This is a genomic window from Pseudomonas entomophila L48, assembly GCF_000026105.1.
Lineage (GTDB): Bacteria > Pseudomonadota > Gammaproteobacteria > Pseudomonadales > Pseudomonadaceae > Aquipseudomonas > Aquipseudomonas entomophila.
Genome location: NC_008027.1, coordinates 354,049 through 370,798 on the forward strand (window position 1 = coordinate 354,049; position 16,750 = coordinate 370,798).

The following is a 16,750-nucleotide window of genomic DNA, read 5'->3' on the forward strand; positions in this document are numbered from 1 at the left end:
AGCTTGCGGCTGAAGCCGGCAACTGCGGTAAAGAGGTTTTGAAAAATGGCTGAACGTCTGAACAACGACTTCCAGTTCATCGAAGTGGGCCGCAAGGACCCGAAGAAAAAGCTGCTGCGCCAGCGCAAGAAAGAGTTCGTCGAGATCTACGAACCCTTCAAGCCGCAGCAGTCGGTCGAGCAGGCACACCGTTGCCTGGGCTGCGGCAACCCGTACTGCGAGTGGAAGTGCCCGGTGCACAACTTCATCCCCAACTGGCTGAAGCTGGTTTCCGAAGGCAATATCCTGGCCGCGGCGGAACTGTCGCACCAGACCAACACCCTGCCGGAAGTGTGCGGCCGCGTGTGCCCGCAGGACCGTCTGTGCGAGGGGGCCTGCACGCTCAATGACGGCTTCGGCGCGGTGACCATCGGCTCGGTGGAGAAGTACATCACCGACACCGCTTTCGCCATGGGCTGGCGCCCGGACATGTCCAAGGTCAAGCCCACCGGCAAGCGCGTCGCCATCATCGGCGCCGGCCCGGCCGGCCTGGGCTGCGCCGATGTGCTGGTGCGTGCCGGCGTCACCCCGGTGGTATTCGACAAGAACCCGGAGATCGGTGGCCTGCTGACCTTCGGCATCCCTGAGTTCAAGCTGGAAAAGACCGTGCTGAGCAACCGCCGCGAAGTCTTCACCGGCATGGGCATCGAATTCCGCCTGAACACCGAGGTGGGCAGGGACATCACCATGGAACAGCTGCTCGCCGAGTACGACGCGGTGTTCATGGGCATGGGCACCTATACCTACATGAAGGGTGGCTTCCCGGGCGAGGACCTGCCGGGCGTACACGACGCGCTGGATTTCCTGATCGCCAACGTCAACCGCAACCTGGGCTTCGAAAAGTCGCCGGAAGACTTCGTCGACATGCAGGGCAAGAAGGTCGTGGTGCTGGGCGGTGGCGACACCGCGATGGACTGCAACCGCACCTCGATTCGCCAGGGCGCCAAGTCGGTGACCTGTGCTTATCGTCGTGACGAAGCCAACATGCCGGGTTCGCGCAAAGAGGTGAAGAACGCCAAGGAAGAAGGCGTCAAGTTCCTCTATAACCGCCAGCCCATCGCCATCGTCGGCGAGGACAAGGTCGAAGGTGTGAAGGTGGTCGAGACCCGCCTCGGCGAGCCGGATGCCCGTGGCCGCCGCAGCCCCGAACCGATCCCGGGTTCCGAGGAGATCCTGCCGGCCGACGCCGTGGTGATCGCCTTCGGCTTCCGCCCGAGCCCGGCGCCGTGGTTCGAGCAGTTCGATATCCAGACCGACAGCCAGGGCCGTGTGGTGGCGCCGGAGAAGGGCAAGTTCAAGCACCAGACCAGCAACCCGAAAGTGTTTGCCGGTGGCGACATGGTGCGGGGGTCGGACCTGGTGGTGACGGCGATCTTCGAAGGGCGTACTGCCGCCGAAGGGATTCTGGACTACCTCGAAGTCTGATTGATCGTCGGGGCCGCTTTGCGGCCCTTTCGCGACGCAAGGCCGCTCCTACAGGTGAACGCGATCTTCTGTAGGAGCGGCCTTGTGCCGCGAAAGGGCTGCGGAGCAGCCCCCCGGTTCAGTTTTGTATACAAAAACGTTTGATCCATGGCACCCGATAGACAAAACGCATGGCCATGGCCGTGCCTTTTGCGTCCGCGTCTGAGAAAATGCCCGCACTTTTTTTCCGGATGCCGACATGACTGCCCTGAAGAACGATCGTTTCCTGCGTGCACTGCTCAAGCAACCCGTAGACGTCACCCCGGTCTGGATGATGCGCCAGGCTGGCCGCTACCTCCCGGAGTACCGCGCCAGCCGCGCCAAGGCCGGCGACTTCATGAGCCTGTGCATGAACCCGCAGTTCGCCTGCGAGGTGACGCTGCAGCCGCTGGACCGCTACCCGCTGGACGCGGCGATCCTCTTCTCGGACATCCTCACCATCCCCGACGCCATGGGTCAGGGCCTGTACTTCGAAACCGGCGAAGGCCCGCGCTTCAAGAAGGTCATCAGCACCCTGGCGGACATCGAAGCCCTGCCGATCCCCGACCCGCAGAAGGACCTGGGCTATGTGATGGATGCCGTCAGCACCATCCGTCGCGAGCTCAACGGCCGCGTGCCGCTGATCGGTTTCTCCGGCAGCCCGTGGACCTTGGCCACCTACATGGTCGAGGGCGGTTCGTCGAAAGACTTCCGCAAGACCAAGGCCATGGCCTATGACAACCCGCAAGCCCTGCACCTGCTGCTGGACAAGCTGGCGCAGTCGGTCACCAGCTACCTCAACGGCCAGATCCTGGCCGGCGCCCAAGCCGTGCAGATCTTCGACACCTGGGGCGGCAACCTCTCGGCGGCGGCCTACCAGGAATTCTCGTTGGCCTACATGCGCAAGATCGTCAGCGGCCTGATCCGCGAGCACGAGGGGCGCAAAGTGCCGGTCATTCTCTTCACCAAGAACGGCGGCCTGTGGCTGGAAAGCATCGCTGAAGCCGGCGCCGACGCGCTGGGCCTGGACTGGACCTGCGAAATCGGCGACGCCCGCCGCCGCGTGGGTGACAAGGTGGCGTTGCAGGGCAACATGGACCCGACCGTGCTGTACGCCAAGCCCGAGGCCATCCGCAAGGAAGTGGCGCGCATCCTGGCCAGCTATGGCAAGGGCAGCGGCCATGTGTTCAACCTGGGCCACGGCATCACTCCAGAGGTCGATCCGGAGCATGCGGGCGTGTTCATCAACGCGGTGCACGAACTGTCGGCGCAGTACCATCAGTAATCGGCGCGTTATGCGAGAAGCCCGGCCATGTGCCGGGCTTTTTGTTGCATTAAGTTTGAATTCAGCGATCGTCGGTAATCTGGGGCCATCAAAACGCAAACAGGACCCGATCACCATGAAAGCCCGTTACCTGCCCCTGATCCTCGCCCCACTGTTCAGCACTGCCGCCCTGGCCGCTGGCTACACCGGCCCAGGTGCCCAGGCCGTGACCAGTGTCGCCGCCGCCAAGGAAGCTGCCGATGACACCCCGGTGGTGCTGCAGGGCTTCGTGACCAAGAAGCTCGACAACGACGACAAGTACGAATTCAAGGACAACACCGGCACCATCACCGTCGAGATCGACAACGAAGACCTGCCGCCGACGCCGTTCAACGAGAAGACCCGGGTCAAGCTGACCGGCGAGGTGGAGAAGCACCTGATGAGCCGCGAAGTGGATGTGGATATCGTCGAGATCATCAACTGATCAGCGATTGTTCGCCGGCAAGCCGGCCCCTACAGGATGGATGCACTCCCTGTAGGAGCCGGCTTGCCGGCGAAGAAGCTCACGCGGACTTGGGCACCAGCCTGCTCAGGTGCAGCGCCACTAGCAACGCCACCGCCAGCAGGCTGCCGATGAACAGCCCGATCCCATTCCATCCGGCCATGTGCCAGAACACCCCGCCCGCCGTCCCGGCGACACTCGACCCGGCGTAATAGCAGAACAGGTACAGCGACGACGCCTGCCCCTTGGCCTTCAATGCCCGGCGCCCGATCCAGCTGCTGGCCACCGAGTGCGCGCCAAAGAAGCCGAAGGTGAACACCAGCATACCGACGATGATCATCGCCAGCGGGCTGGCCAGGGTCATCAGCAGGCCGCCGGCCATCACCAGGATACTGGCCCAGAACACCTTGCGCCGGCCCAGCTTGTCAGCCAGGGCACCGACCTGCGCCGAGCTGTAGATCCCCGACAGGTACACCACCGAGAGCAGCCCGACCAGCGCCTGGTTCATGTGGTAGGGCCCGGCCAGCAGGCGGTAGCCGATGTAGTTGAACAGGGTGACGAAGGCACCCATCAGCAGGAAGGCTTCGAGGAACAGCCAGGGTAGCCCGGCATCCTTGAAGTGCAGGGTGAAGCCGTCCAGCAGGTTGCGCGGGTTCATTGCCTGGGGGCGGAAGTTGCGCGATTCGGGCAGCACCTTCCAGAACACCAGCGCCGCCACCAGCGCCAGGCCACCGATGGTCAACATCGCCGTGTGCCAGCTGACGAAGTCGATCAGCACGCCCGTGATCAACCGCCCGCTCATGCCACCGATGGCGTTGCCACCGATGTACAGCCCCATGGCCAGGCCGATGTGCTGTGGGTGGATCTCTTCGCTCAGGTAGGTCATCGCCACCGCCGCCAGACCGCTCAACGACAAACCCACCAGGGCGCGAGTCGCCAGCACCAGCTCCCAGCTTGGCATTACCGCGCTGGCCAGGGTCGACAGGGCGGCGCAGAGCAGGGCGAAGACCATCACCGGCTTGCGCCCGACACGGTCGGAAATCGGCCCGGTGATCAGCAGCCCGAAGGCCAGCATCGCGGTGGACACCGACAGCACCAGGCTGCTCTGCGCCGCATTGATGGAAAACTCCTGCGACAGCAGCGGCATCATCGGCTGCACGCAGTAGAGCAGGGCGAAGGTGGCGAAGCCGCCGCTGAACAGGGCCAGCACGGTCTTCATGAAGGCAGGGGTGCCTTTTTCGATCCAGATGTCGCTGAAGGCAGGGTCGGGTTCGACAGGCAGGGGGGCTACGGCGGATCTCACGGGCGGGTACCTCAGGTGCTGCGGTGAAAAAAGCATATAGCTGGCTAATGATTAGATCCAATATATTGTTCGACCTGTTTGATACGTATTGCGACCTATTGGAGTGGATCATGGAGCTGCGTCACCTGCGCTATTTCATCGCCGTGGCCGAAGAGCTGCATTTCGGCCGCGCGGCCCAGCAACTGGGGATCTCGCAACCGCCCTTGAGCCAGCAGATCCAGGCCTTGGAACAGGAGCTGGGGGCGCGCCTGTTCGAGCGCACCAACCGTCGGGTCGAGCTCAGCGAGGCGGGGCGGCTGTTCCTGGAGGAGGCTCGGCAGGTACTCGCTCAAGTGGAAAAGGCCGCCGATGTTGCCCGGCGCGCGCAACTGGGCGAGCTGGGCGAGATGAAGATCGGGTTCACCTCCTCGGCACCGTTCACCTCGAAGATCCCCAAGGCGTTGCATGCTTTTCGCCAGCGCTTCCCGGCAGTGCACCTGAACCTCAAGGAGATGAGCAGCCGGGACGTGGCCGAAGGAGTGTTCGACGAGTCGATCGAGGTGGGCCTGATGCGGCCGATGCCGCTGCCCGACGGCCTGGTGGTCACCGAGCTGTTGCGCGAACCGCTGGTGGCGGTGATCAACGCCTCGCATCCGTTGGCCCAGAGCGGCGGGGCGGGGGTGTACATGGCGGACCTGGCGCAGGAGCCGTTCGTGTTCTTTCCCCGCAGCTATGGCAGCGGGCTGCATGCGCAGTTGCTGAGTTTGGCGCGTCAGGCGGGTTTCAGCCCGCATTTTGCCCAGGAGGCAGGTGAGGCGATGACCATCATCGGCCTGGTGTCGGCGGGGTTGGGGGTGTCGGTGTTGCCGGCGTCGTTCCAGCGCATGCGCATCGATGGGGTGGTGTACCGCACGTTGCTGGATGAAGAGGCGATGACGGCGGTGTGGCTGGTGCAGCGTGAGCGGGGTGGTTCGGCAATGGCCAAGGCCTTTGCCGAACTGCTCACCGGAAAGCTATGCGGCTGACCGGCCGATACCTGTAGGAGCCGGCCTTGCCGGCGAACACTGGCAAAGCCAGTGCCATTCACCTTGGCCCATTCGCCGGCAAAGCCGGCTCCTACAGGGAGATGCGCTGCAGCGTCAATCGATGCGCGACAGGTCACCCTTGACCGCGACACCCGCGACCACCGCGCCGGCATGGCACTCATAGGTCGCGGCGTCCTTGCGCTCGTTCTTCTTGTAGTAGCTGACAATGTTGGTCACCGCGTTGGCGTTGGCCTTGCGCGCGGCATCCTGCAGGGTCAGCAGGGCCGACTGCAGGGCCCACTCGCAGGCCGCTTCGTCGCTCTTGTTGAAGGCGTTGGTCTTCTTGTTGGTCACCGCGTTCGGGCTGAGCACGCTGACCTTGCCGCGCGGCTGCACGCCGGCCAGGTAGAACTTCACCGAGCCATCGAGCTTCTTCTCGGCCAGCATCTGCTGCACCACTTTCTCGAACGGCAGGTACAGCGCGGTGTCGCGGGCCTGGCTGATGCCCGGCAGGGCGCAGAGCAGCAGGGCGGTGGCGGCGGTCCAGGTTTTAAGGCGCATGGGTCGGTCCTTGATCAGTTGAGGGCGTTGCTTTGCGGTTGCACCAGGCTCTGGGTGTGCGCGGCGTTCAGCTCGCGCACGATGCTGCGGTCCAGGTTGTAGACCCAACGGTTGTAGTTGCGGTGGATCTTGCCGTCGTTGTAGCCCAGCTCGCGGCTGTCGCGGTAGGCGATGCGGAACTGGCTGGGGCTGTAGTGGATGTCCACGGCGGCGAAGAAGGTGTTGCGCACGGTGATGTCGGCCTGGATCACGCTGGGGCCGACGTTGCGCGCGGTCCAGCCGCGCTCGGCGATGGCCTTGAGGATCGCCTGCTGCACTTGCGGCTGGCTGTAGGCATGGCTGGCGGTCAACTGCTCGGTGGGGTTCAACACAGGTTTCGAGGTGCAGCCGGCCAGGCCGGCCAGCGCCAGGCCCAGGGCCACGGCGCGGATGGATGGGGACATTCCTTGCTCTCCAGTAGGGGATCTCAGGGCCAGCGACGGAAGATCAACGACGTGTTGACCCCGCCGAAGGCGAAGTTGTTGTTCATCACATGTTCATGGTTCATCGCACGGAACTCGCCGCGCAGGTAGTCCAGCTCGCCGCAACGCGGGTCGACATGATCGAGGTTGAGGGTGGGCACGTAGCGGTCGCTGTTCAGCATTTCGATGCTGAACCACGACTCCAGCGCGCCGCAGGCACCCAGGGTGTGGCCCAGGAAGCTCTTCTGCGAGCTGATCGGCATGCGTGGGCCGAACAGGCTGCTGGTGGCCTGGGTCTCGGCGATGTCGCCCTGCTCGGTGGCGGTGCCGTGGCCGTTGACGTAGCCGATCGCCTCGGGGGCCAGGCCGGCGTCTTCCAGGGCCAGCTCCATGGCCCGGCGCATGGTGGCCTGCTCCGGGCGGGTGGTGTGCTGGCCGTCGGCATTGCTGCCGAAGCCGACGATCTCGGCGTGGATTCGCGCACCGCGGGCCAGGGCGTGCTCCAGCTCCTCGAGCACCAGCATGCCGCCGCCTTCACCGATCACCAGGCCATCGCGGTCGATGTCGTAGGGGCGCGGGCTCAGGTGCGGGGTATCGTTCTTCAGGCTGGTGGCGTAGAGCGCGTCGAACACCATGGCCTCGGTGGGGCACAGCTCTTCGGCGCCACCGGCGAGCATCATCGGCAGGCGGCCGAACTTGATCGCCTCGTAGGCGTAGCCGATGCCCTGGCTGCCGCTGGTGCAGGCGCTGGAGGTGGGGATCAGGCGCCCGGTGAGGCCGAAGAAGATGCTGATGTTGGCCGCCGTGGTGTGGGGCATCATACGCACGTAGGAGTTGGCATTCAGGCCGTCGGCCACCGAGTTGAGCAGCATGTTGCCGAAGGCCTTGATCTCGTCGGTGCTGCCGGTGGACGAGCCGCAGGCCACGCCCATGCGGCCGTCGCGGATGCTCGGGTCGTCGAGCAGGCCGGCGTCGGCCAGGGCGCGCTCGGCGGCGGCGACCGCCAGGCGCGACACCCGGCCCATGCTGCGCAGCTGCTTGCGGGTCCAGTGGCCGGGCACCTGGAAGTCATCGATGGGGCCGGCCAGGCGGGTGTTGAGTTCCGCGAAGCGGTCCCATTCGTCCATGCGGCGGATGCCGCTGCGGCGCTGGGCGAAATGCCCGGCGATGGTGGCCCAGTCATTGCCCAGGGCGGTGAGGCCGGCCATGCCGGTGACGACGACGCGGCGCATCAGCACAGCCCTCCGTTGACCGCCAGCACCTGGCGGGTGATGTAGGCCGCCTCGGGCGACATGAGGAAATTCACCGCGCCGGCCACTTCTTCCGGCGTGCCCATGCGCCCGGCGGGGATCATCTTCAGCAGTTCGTCCACCGGTACGTGCTCGTCGAGCATGGCGGTGTCGATCAGCCCCGGGGCCACGCAGTTGACGGTGATGCGGCGCTTGCCCAGCTCGATCGCCAGGGCCTTGGCGGCGCCGATCAGTCCGGCCTTGGAGGCGCTGTAGTTGACCTGGCCGCGGTTGCCGATCAGCCCGGACACCGAGGTGACGCAGACGATGCGGCCCGGCGCGCGGCGACGAATCATCGGCATCGTCAGCGGGTGCAGGACGTTGTAGAAGCCGTCCAGGTTGGTACGCATGACCTGGTCCCAATCGTCCTCGGTCAACGCCGGGAAGGCGCCGTCGCGGGTCAGGCCGGCATTGCACACCACGCCGTAGTAGGCGCCGTAAGTCTCCACGTCGGCCTCCAGGATGGCCTTGCAGGCTTCGCGGTCGGCGACATCGAACTGCAGCACCCGTGCCTGCTGGCCCAGGGCCTGGACCTCGGCGGCGACGGCGTCGGCCTCGGCGCGGCCGCTACGGCAGTGCAGGACCAGGTCGAAACCGGCGCGTGCCAGGCGCAGGGCGATGGCCCGGCCAATGCCACGGCTGGAGCCGGTGACCAGGATGGTGTCAGTCATGGGGGGACTCCTCAGGGCCCGCCTCGGCCAGGTAGCTGGCCACTTGCGGCGGGCGGTAGACATTCAGGCGGGCGCTGGCATGGATGCCGGGGCCACGCAGGTGACATTCGAACACGCCCATGCCGTTGTCGTCTTCCAGCGAGCGCAGCGCGTGGATGTGCAACTCGGCGCCGGCCGGGAACTGCTCGACATCGCATTCGAACTTGCGGGTGCCAAGCAGGAAGCCCAGCTCCACGGGCTGGCCGAGGCGGCGGGCGCGGCAGCCGGCGTAGGCCGCCACGCTCTGGGCCATCAGCTCCAGGCCCAGCCACGCCGGCAGGCTGCCGTCGGCGCGGTTGAACAGGCCGCCGGGGCGCACGGTGGTACGGGTGTGGATCTGCTCCTCGTCGCAGCTGTCGACCTGATCGATCAGGATCATGTCGCCGGCGTGGGGCAGCAGTTCGGCCAAAGGCCAGGCAATCATGGGGTGTCTCCGAGAATCAGGCTCACGTTGTTGCCGCCGAAGGCGAACGAATTGCTCATCAATCGGCGCGGGCGTTCCTGGGGCAGGCGCTGGTCGCTGTCGGCCAGGGCCAGGTTCGCCAGTTGCGGGTCGCGCTGGCCGTCCCACACATGGGGGGGCAGCCGGTTGTCCGGGTTGTGTTCGCTCAGGGCCAGCCAGCAGAACGCCGCTTCCAGCGCACCGGCCGCGCCGAGGGTATGGCCGGTCATCGGCTTGCTCGACGAGCAGGGCGTGCTGGCACCGAACAGAGCATGCACGGCCAGGCTTTCCATGGCGTCGTTGTGCTGGGTGGCGGTGCCGTGCAGGTTCACGTAGTCGATCTGCGCCGCGGCCAGCCCGGCATTGTCCAGGGCCTTGGCCATGGCTTGCAAGGCGCCCTTGCCGGTGGGGTCCGGAGCCGAAATGTGGTGGGCGTCGGAGCTGGCGCCGGCACCCAGCAAGGCGATTGAAGGGCCCTGCGTCGGACGCGTGCGGGTCATGACGAACAGCGCCGCGCCTTCGCCGATGTTGATGCCGTCGCGGTTGACCGAGAACGGGTTGCAGCGTTGTTCGCTGACTGCGTCCAGGGCGCTGAAGCCGTTGAGGGTCAGCCCGCACAGGCTGTCGACGCCACCGCACAGCACCGCGTCGCACAGGCCCAGGTCGAGCAGGCGGCGCGCGCTCAGCAGCGCCCGGCCACTGGAAGTGCAGGCGGTGGAAATCACATAGGCCGGGCCGCTCAGTTGCAGCCAGTCGGCCAGGAACTCGGCAGGGGCGCTCAGCGCTTGCTGGTCGTAGCGGTAGCTGTCGGGCAGGGCCCCTTCGCGCAGGTAATGGGCGATGCCGGCGCTGGCTTCGGCGATGCCCGACGTGCTGGTGCCCAGCACTACGCCGACCCGCTGTGGGCCGAATTCGGTGATCGCCTGGCGGATCGCCGGTTCGATCTGCAGGGCCGCGCAGTAGAGCAGCTGGTTGTTGCGGCTGTGCTGTTCGGGCAGTGGCACGGCGGGTAGTTCGCCGCTCACCGCGCCCACGGGAGGGCGCCGGTCCGGTACCCAGCCGTCCTGGGGCTGCATGCCGGAGCAGTCACCGGCGAACAGGCGCGCGGCCACCTCGGCCTGGCCGCGACCGAGGGCGCAGACCAGGCCCAAGGCATTGAGGTAGGCGGTCATGGTGTGTTCTCGCTGGGCAATGGGCTGACTTCATAGCGCAGGCCCTGGCCCAGGTTCAAGGTGAAAAGGTCGCTGGCCCGATAGCTGACTTGCCAGCGGTCGCCCAGCCAGCGTTGCTGGCCCTGCTGGCGAGCCTGTGGGTACAGGCGCTGCAGTTGCTCGGCGGGTGTCAGGGCGAACAGTACGGCGGCGAACAGCTCGCGCGCGGCCGGGTTGGGCGGCAGCAGGCCGTCGGCCTGCCAGCGTGTGCCATCGAGCAACTGGCGGGCCTGGGGGATACCCAGCAGGTCGAGCAGCGACCAGCGCAGGCGGTGGTCTTCGTTCTGGATCACCAGCAGCCAGTCCTGGCGTTGGCCGTCCTGCTCGCGCTGCACGTGCAGCTGGCGCGGCAGCGTCAGCGAGGGCAGCGTTTCAGGCAGCGGCGGGTGCGCGGCGCAGGCGCCGAGCAACAGGCACAGGCACAGCGCCAGCAGGTGTTTCATGGTTGCTCCAGTGGCTTGCGCGCCACCACGTTGACCAGGGTTTCCTCGCGCTGGCCAACGGGTGGCGGCTTGCGCAGGCCCAGGCGTTCGAGCAGGCCGAAATCCTTCGAGCGGCTCCACCATAGATAAGGGTAGGACACGTTGCGCGCGGTGAATTCGAAGCCCTGGGCGCGCAGCATCTGCAGGTAGCCTTCGGCGCTCTTCTGCACGTGCATGGGGTGGCGGAACAGCCAGCGGATCACCCAGGTGTCGATGTAGGCCTCGGTGGACTCGGCGAACAGCAGGTAGCCACCCGGCTTGAGCACCCGGTAGAACTCGGCCAGGGCTTTCTCCTGCTCCACCAGGTGGTGGAAGGTCTGGTGGCAGAACAGGATGTCGACGCTGGCGTCGGGGAACTGCAGCGCCGCGCAGTCGCTGCCCTGCAGCTCCACCTCAACACCCAGCCGCTGCGCCTCGGCGGCGCTCAGCGCCAGGCTGTGCGGGTCGGCGTCGGTGCCCAGCAGGCGCGACGGGGCGAACACCTGCAGCAGGTGCTTGAACGACTTGCCCTGGCCGCAGCCGGCGTCCAACAGCACCGGCGCCTGGGGCAGCTCGCCATCGAACAGCCCGCGCAGGTCGTTGATCGCCACGCGCAGCACATGGTGTTGCCAGGTGTGGCTGCGCAGGAACCAGAAGCCGATGCGGGTCTCTTCGACGTAGGTGTCGCTCAGGTAGGGCTGTTGGCTCATGCCGGCGTCCTCGCGCACAGCTCGGCGAGGGTACGCAGGCGGCGCTTGGGCTCGGCGACGAACGGGTTGCGCAGGTCCCAGGCGTAGCCGGCCAGGATCGAGCTGATCATGGCGCGGATTTCCGGCGAGCTGCCGGGGTGGTAGATCACGTCCTGGAAGCTGCCGTCGTACCAGCCTTCGACATAGGCGCGGAAGGTGTCGACGCCACGCTTGAGCGGCGTGGCGAACTCGGCCTGCCAGTCCACCACCTCGCCTTCCAGCTGACGGTGCAGCAGGTTGGCGGCCATGCTCGCCGAGCGCATGGCGATGGTCACGCCCGAGGAGAATACCGGGTCGAGGAACTCGGCGGCGTTGCCCAGCAGGGCGAAGCCCGGGCCGTGCAGGGTGCTGACATTGGCCGAGTAGCCGCCGATGGTGCGCGCCGGGGTGTCCCACACGGCATTGGCCAGCACAGTGGACAGGCTCGGGGTCTGTGCCACGAAGTGCTTGAGGCAGGCGTCCAGGTCGGCCGGCGCCTCGGCGAAGCGCTCGGCGGCGGCGACCACGCCGAGGGAGGTGCGGCCGTTGCTGAACGGGATGGTCCAGAACCAGATGTCACGGTGTTCGGGGTGGGTGGTGATGAGGATCTTGTCGCGGTCGAAACCGGGGTGGTCGATGCGGTCCTCGATATGGGTGAACACCGCCTGGCGCACCGGGAAGTTCGACGGTGCTTCCAGTTCCAGCAGGCGCGGCAGCACGCGGCCGTAGCCGCTGGCGTCGAGCACGAAGGCGCTTTCCACTTCGTATTCATCACCCTCGGGGCGGCGTACCCGCACACGCGGGCAGTCACCGCCCATGTCGACGCTGACGATTTCGTGCTCGTAGCGGATCTCCACGCCCTGGGCTTGCGCCTGGTCGGCGAGCAACTGGTCGAACTGCGCGCGTTGCACCTGGAAGGTGCTCGGCTTGCCCTGGGAGAAGGTCAGGCCGAAGTCGAACGCGCTGTATTCCTCGCCCCAGGCGAAGGCGGCGCCGTTCTTGTGCTGGAAGCCCGCAGCCTCGACGGCCTCGAGCATCCCGGCCTCTTCGACGAAGTCCAGGCAGTGGGACAGCAGGCTCTCGCCGATGGAAAAGCGCGGAAAGCGCTGGCGCTCGATCACCAGCACATCGTGGCCCTTGCGCTTGAGCAGGGCGGCGGCGATGGCGCCGGAAGGCCCGGCGCCGATCACCAGCACCTGGCGTTGTTGCAGTTCACAGTTCGGCATGAGGGCTCCTTGCCGTCGGGGCAGTATTCAGGGGAATCCGGTGCAGGCCGGCCAATGCCGGCATCAGGGTGGCAACCAGGCTCATCAGCATCAGGGCGAAGTACAGCGCCGGGCCGATCAGCCCCTGTTGCAGCAGCAGGTTGAGAAAGACGATTTCGCTCAGGCCGCGGATGTTCAGCAGCAGGCTTTCGCGCCACTTGCTCGCGCCGGCGAACGACGGGGCGGCCCAGCACAGGCCCAGCCAGTTGCCCAGCAGCTTGCTGGCGATCGGCAGGGCCAGCAGGGCGGCCAGTTGCAGCGCATCGAAGCCTTGCAGGGTGTGGTGCACATCGATCTGCACCACGCCGTAGGTGAGGATCAGCGGCACCGCCACGCCCTGTTGCAGGCGGCGGCTCCAGGTGGCCGACAGTGGCAGGCGCACCGGGACCTTGAGCCCGGCCAGGCAGGCCAGGTAGCCGATACCGAAGACCAGGGCGTTGAGCCGGTAGTGCTCGGCGACGAACAACAGTGCCAGGAACAGTGCCCCGTAGGCCTTGGGCGCCCGCAGGCCGATGAAGTGCAGCGGCACGGGCAGGGCCGCGGCCAGCAGCGGCCAGGCCAGGCTGCCTGGTTGCAGGCTGCCCTGGCCGAGGCCCAGCAGCAGCCAGCAGGCCAGGTCGATGAGGATCGCCGCCTGCAGCAGCCGTCGGCTGGCCGCGGGTGGATAGTCGATGGCGCGCAGGTACAGGTACAGCACCGGGATTGCGGTGATGGCGAACACCAGGCCCAGGGCCAGCGCGGTGAGGCCGCCCTGATCCAGCAGCCACAGCGCGCAGGCCAGGCCGCAGGCGAAGGGCACCAGGAAACTGGGCACGGCGAGCTTCAGCGCCTCGCGGTCGACGCGCAGCTCGGCGACGTCGGCGAGGATGTGCCCCAGCAGCAGGGCGAAGCTGCAGCCATACAGGGTCTTGAGCCAGCTCGGCGCGACCAGCGTGGCGCCGTCGAGCTGCCAGTGCGGCTCGACCCACAGCAGCATCAGCAGCGGCAGCGCCAGGGTCGCCAGCAGCAGCTGGCTGACGATCGGGATCAGCCCCACGCGCTTGCCGAGCGCGCAGGCCAGCGCGAACAGCAGCAGGGCCAGGGCCCAGAACAACAACACGGTCATGATCAGCTGTGCGCTCCTTCGCGCGACGCGGCCCAGGGGGCCAGGATGAAGCTCATTGCCAGGCCCAGGCTCACCGCCAGGCCGAAGTTGCTTACCGCCGGTGTGCTCGACAGGGCCAGCAGGCCGAACGACAGCCAGGTGGTCAGTGCCGCCAGCAGGGTGCCCAGCAGGCTCACCGCCTCGCCGCCGACGCGCTCATGCATGAGGATCGCGTAGTCGACGCCGATGGCGGTCACCAGCAGCAGGCCGAACAGGCTGAACAACGTCAGCGGCTGGCCGAACCAACCCAGCAGGGCCAGGCTGCACAGCGCGGCGAGCAGGGGCAGGGCGACGATGCGCAAGGCACCGCGCAGGCCGAACGGCAGCACCAGCAGCACCAGGATCAGCGCGCACGACAGCAGCTTGAGCTCGGCGGCGCTGATCTGGGTGGCGGCGAACAGCTGGTTCAACTCACCCAGCCGGTCCACCAGTTGCACGCCGGGCAGGCCATCGGCTTGCAGGCGCAGCAAGGCGGTGTCGTTCAACCCCTGGAGACTGACGACGGCGGCCACGCCCTGGTCCACCTGGCCCAGCCACAAGGCGCGCCAGGGTTCGCCCAAGGGGCCGGCGAGGACATCGTCGATGGACTGGATCGGCAGTTGGTGCAATTGCTTGAGCTCGGCCTGCAGCGCGGTTTCCGGCACGCCTTGGGCCAGCAGCGGTTGCCAGTGTTCGGGCAGCCGCTCCAGGGCCTGGAGCGTGCGCGCCTGCTCGGCGGGGCTGGCAACCAGGCGGTCGAGGGACATGTAGCCCTTGAGCTTGCCCAGGTCGACCAGCTCGTCGAGTTTTTCCGACAACGCCCGCAGGCGCTCCAGCAGTTGCTGCGGGTCGGTGCCGCGCACCAGGTAGAACTGGCTGGTGGGCTGGTATCCGGTGACGCGCGCCACCGCCTGGGCTTCTTCCAGCAGCTGGGGTGGGCTGCCGACCCACTGGCGCACGTCGTTGCGGCTGTCCAGGCGCCACAGCCCGGCGGCGCAGAACAGCACCAGCAGGGCCAGCAGTGCGGCGCTGGGGACACGGCGCAGCAGGCCGGCGCGCAGCGCGGTCAGCCATTGCGCCACCCGCAGCGGCCATTGGGCCGGGCGCAGCTCGACGCCACCGAGCAAGGCCGGCAGCAGGCACACGGCGCTGAGGTAGGCGCCGACCAGGCCGGCGGCCGAGAACGCGGCGATCTGGGTCAGCGCGGGGAACGGCGTGAAGGCCAGGGCCAGGTAGCCGATGCAACTGGTCGCCAGGCTCAGGCTCAACCCCGGCAGCGTGAGGCGCACGGCCGGCCAGCTGCGCCAGGGTTGCAGGCTCCAGCTCTTGGACAGGTAGTGCAGCGGGTAGTCGACGGCCACGCCGATCAGGCTGGAGCCGAGCACCAGGGTCATCACGTGCATCTGCCCGAACAGCGCCACGCACACCACCGAGCCGAACAGCATGCCCACCAGCACCGGCACGAAGGCCAGCAACACGCGCCAGCGGCGGAAGGCCAGCAGCAACAGCAGCAGGATGCCCACGGTGGCGCCGCCGCCGACCCAGGTGATCTCGCGACTGGCCTGTTGCTGGCCGGCAGCAGCGTACAGCAGGCCGCTGGCCGCCAGCAGCTGGGCGCCTTGCTGGCTGGCCTCGACGCGGGCGTGGGCCAGCAGGTCGGCCACCTGCAAGGGCAGGTGCATGTCGAAGGCGTTGCCCAGGGTGCGAGCGCGCAGCAGCACCCACTGCTGGCCGTCGGCCTCGGCCATCAGCGCGCCGCTGGCGGTGTCCAGTTGCACGTTGACCGGCTTGGGCTGGCTCTGCTGGATGCGACCGGTCAGGCCGAGCCAGTCATCCTGGCTCGCCACCAGGCTGAAGCCGGCGAAGGGGTCGAACAGGCTTTGCAGGCGTTGTTCGACAAAGGCGTCGGGTTGCTCGGCCAGCAGTTGCCGGTCACGGGCCGAGAGCATCGCCAGGCGCCCTTGCAGCAGTTGCCCGCGCAGGGCCTGCAGGTCGGTCTGGACACTCCACTGCACCTTTTCGAACAGGCCGCTGGCTTGCCACTGACCGGCCAGGTGCTCGGCGAGGGCGACGGCCTGTTCACGTTGGGGATGGCCGACCAGCACCAGCAGCTCGCGGTTGAGCGGCTCTTGCATACGCTGCTCGGCTTGCTTGACCAGCGGGTCCTGGGTGGCGCCCGGTACCAGGGTCATCAGGTCGGCCGACAGCGGCGCGCCCCGATGCCATTGCCAGCCAGCCACGGCGAGCATGATCAGCAGCAGGCCCGCGAACAGGCGCGGCAACAGGCGTTCAGTCGGCAAAATCGCTGCGCTCCGCGTCGCTGAGGGCGCTGGCGCCTTGGCTCTCGGGCATGCGCAGCACGGTGCTGTCGCCCTGGGTCTCGCTCAGCTCGATGCGCTCGACGTAGCGCCCGCCGGCGATGTCGATGCGGGTGAACACTTGCTTGAGCAGCAGCGAACGCGGGGTCAGGCGCAGTTGCCAGTGCATGGCGTCGCCTGACAGCGCCAGGTCGAAGTCGCGTTGCAGGCCGCTGCTGTCGCCTTGCAGTACGGCGAAGAACAGGCGGTTCTGCTCGGCGCCGGCACTGCGGGCGGGCAGCGTTTGCCAGCCACTCGGGTCGCGGCGGGCGATGCCCTGGGCGTCGATGCGGTAGTCCTGGCGCAGCGGGGTTTGCAGCAGCCAGAGCAGGCCATGGTCGCGGGCCAGGACGAAGCGGCCCTTGCTGGTCAGTGGCTGGGGCAGGGCGCGCAGGTGTTTTTCCTGGATGAACGGGCCGCTGACCACGGCGGGTTCGCTGAGCTGTTTTTGCAGGTCGTCGAGGGTGAAGGCCAGGGTCAGGGGGCTGGCGAGCAGTAGCAGGAGCGCGGCCAATGCGCGTGATGCGCGGTGCCAGGGCGAGCATGGGACCGCGTTGCGGTCCATCGCCGGCAAGCCGGCTCCTACA

The 16,750-nt window shown here is 67.2% G+C and carries 17 protein-coding genes; 4 read left to right on the forward strand and 13 right to left on the reverse strand.

The genetic code is table 11. From position 1 onward, the window contains the following. Window positions 1–45 precede the first annotated feature (45 nt). The 3 genes from PSEEN_RS01545 (at window position 46) to PSEEN_RS01555 (ending at window position 3,230) form a co-directional block, all read left to right on the forward strand. Window positions 46–1,464 (forward strand): FAD-dependent oxidoreductase, encoded by a 1,419-nt coding sequence (locus PSEEN_RS01545; RefSeq protein WP_011531758.1) that lies wholly within the window; start codon window positions 46–48, stop codon window positions 1,462–1,464. 238 nt (window positions 1,465–1,702) lie between these two features. After that, entirely contained in the window at window positions 1,703–2,767 is a 1,065-nt protein-coding gene (gene hemE / locus PSEEN_RS01550; protein WP_011531759.1) for a uroporphyrinogen decarboxylase, read from the forward strand. 115 nt (window positions 2,768–2,882) lie between these two features. Continuing rightward, the gene (locus PSEEN_RS01555; protein WP_011531760.1) at window positions 2,883–3,230 is read left to right on the forward strand and encodes a NirD/YgiW/YdeI family stress tolerance protein; all 348 of its coding nucleotides are present in this window, start codon (window positions 2,883–2,885) and stop codon (window positions 3,228–3,230) included. 79 nt (window positions 3,231–3,309) lie between these two features. Here the strand turns inward: PSEEN_RS01555 and PSEEN_RS01560 are convergent, their stop codons facing one another. Continuing rightward, entirely contained in the window at window positions 3,310–4,551 is a 1,242-nt protein-coding gene (locus PSEEN_RS01560) for an MFS transporter (protein WP_044487561.1), read from the reverse strand. Window positions 4,552–4,661: 110 nt separating this feature from the next. On the opposite strand from PSEEN_RS01560, the gene PSEEN_RS01565 reads away from it, so the two are divergent. Further along, a complete protein-coding gene (locus PSEEN_RS01565) occupies window positions 4,662–5,555 on the forward strand; it encodes a LysR family transcriptional regulator (protein ID WP_011531762.1) in 894 nt (297 codons plus the stop codon). A 114-nt stretch (window positions 5,556–5,669) separates the two neighbouring features. Here PSEEN_RS01565 and PSEEN_RS01570 read toward each other — a convergent pair whose 3' ends face one another. The 12 genes from PSEEN_RS01570 to PSEEN_RS01625 are packed head-to-tail and all read right to left on the reverse strand — an operon-like array spanning window position 5,670 to window position 16,728. After that, a complete protein-coding gene (locus PSEEN_RS01570) occupies window positions 5,670–6,116 on the reverse strand; it encodes a hypothetical protein (protein ID WP_011531763.1) in 447 nt (148 codons plus the stop codon). Between the two features lie 14 nt (window positions 6,117–6,130). Next, window positions 6,131–6,559: a hypothetical protein gene (locus PSEEN_RS01575; RefSeq protein ID WP_011531764.1), complete on the reverse strand. Its 429-nt coding sequence runs from the start codon at window positions 6,557–6,559 to the stop codon at window positions 6,131–6,133. A 23-nt stretch (window positions 6,560–6,582) separates the two neighbouring features. Beyond that, window positions 6,583–7,809, reverse strand: coding sequence for a beta-ketoacyl-ACP synthase (locus tag PSEEN_RS01580; protein ID WP_011531765.1), 1,227 nt, complete (start codon window positions 7,807–7,809; stop codon window positions 6,583–6,585). Beyond that, window positions 7,809–8,537 carry a 3-oxoacyl-ACP reductase FabG gene (fabG, locus tag PSEEN_RS01585; RefSeq protein WP_011531766.1) on the reverse strand — a complete coding sequence of 243 codons (729 nt, stop codon included), beginning with the start codon at window positions 8,535–8,537 and terminating at the stop codon, window positions 7,809–7,811. The genes PSEEN_RS01580 and fabG overlap by 1 nt, the downstream gene beginning before the upstream one ends. Then, window positions 8,530–9,000: a hotdog family protein gene (locus PSEEN_RS01590; RefSeq protein ID WP_011531767.1), complete on the reverse strand. Its 471-nt coding sequence runs from the start codon at window positions 8,998–9,000 to the stop codon at window positions 8,530–8,532. The genes fabG and PSEEN_RS01590 overlap by 8 nt, the downstream gene beginning before the upstream one ends. Beyond that, on the reverse strand, window positions 8,997–10,190 hold the full coding sequence (locus PSEEN_RS01595) for a beta-ketoacyl-[acyl-carrier-protein] synthase family protein (RefSeq protein WP_011531768.1): 1,194 nt from the start codon (window positions 10,188–10,190) through the stop codon (window positions 8,997–8,999). Before PSEEN_RS01595 ends, PSEEN_RS01590 begins: the two co-directional genes overlap by 4 nt. Further along, entirely contained in the window at window positions 10,187–10,672 is a 486-nt protein-coding gene (locus tag PSEEN_RS01600) for a hypothetical protein (RefSeq protein ID WP_011531769.1), read from the reverse strand. Before PSEEN_RS01600 ends, PSEEN_RS01595 begins: the two co-directional genes overlap by 4 nt. Next, window positions 10,669–11,400 carry a class I SAM-dependent methyltransferase gene (locus PSEEN_RS01605; protein ID WP_011531770.1) on the reverse strand — a complete coding sequence of 244 codons (732 nt, stop codon included), beginning with the start codon at window positions 11,398–11,400 and terminating at the stop codon, window positions 10,669–10,671. Before PSEEN_RS01605 ends, PSEEN_RS01600 begins: the two co-directional genes overlap by 4 nt. Then, window positions 11,397–12,644, reverse strand: a complete 1,248-nt coding sequence (locus tag PSEEN_RS01610) for an NAD(P)/FAD-dependent oxidoreductase (protein WP_011531771.1) — start codon at window positions 12,642–12,644, stop codon at window positions 11,397–11,399. Before PSEEN_RS01610 ends, PSEEN_RS01605 begins: the two co-directional genes overlap by 4 nt. Continuing rightward, a complete protein-coding gene (locus PSEEN_RS01615) occupies window positions 12,631–13,788 on the reverse strand; it encodes a cation:proton antiporter (protein WP_011531772.1) in 1,158 nt (385 codons plus the stop codon). The genes PSEEN_RS01610 and PSEEN_RS01615 overlap by 14 nt, the downstream gene beginning before the upstream one ends. Before the next feature lie 2 nt (window positions 13,789–13,790). After that, window positions 13,791–16,106: an MMPL family transporter gene (locus PSEEN_RS01620; RefSeq protein WP_011531773.1), complete on the reverse strand. Its 2,316-nt coding sequence runs from the start codon at window positions 16,104–16,106 to the stop codon at window positions 13,791–13,793. Next, window positions 16,096–16,728: an outer membrane lipoprotein carrier protein LolA gene (locus PSEEN_RS01625; RefSeq protein ID WP_011531774.1), complete on the reverse strand. Its 633-nt coding sequence runs from the start codon at window positions 16,726–16,728 to the stop codon at window positions 16,096–16,098. The genes PSEEN_RS01620 and PSEEN_RS01625 overlap by 11 nt, the downstream gene beginning before the upstream one ends. Window positions 16,729–16,750 lie beyond the last annotated feature (22 nt).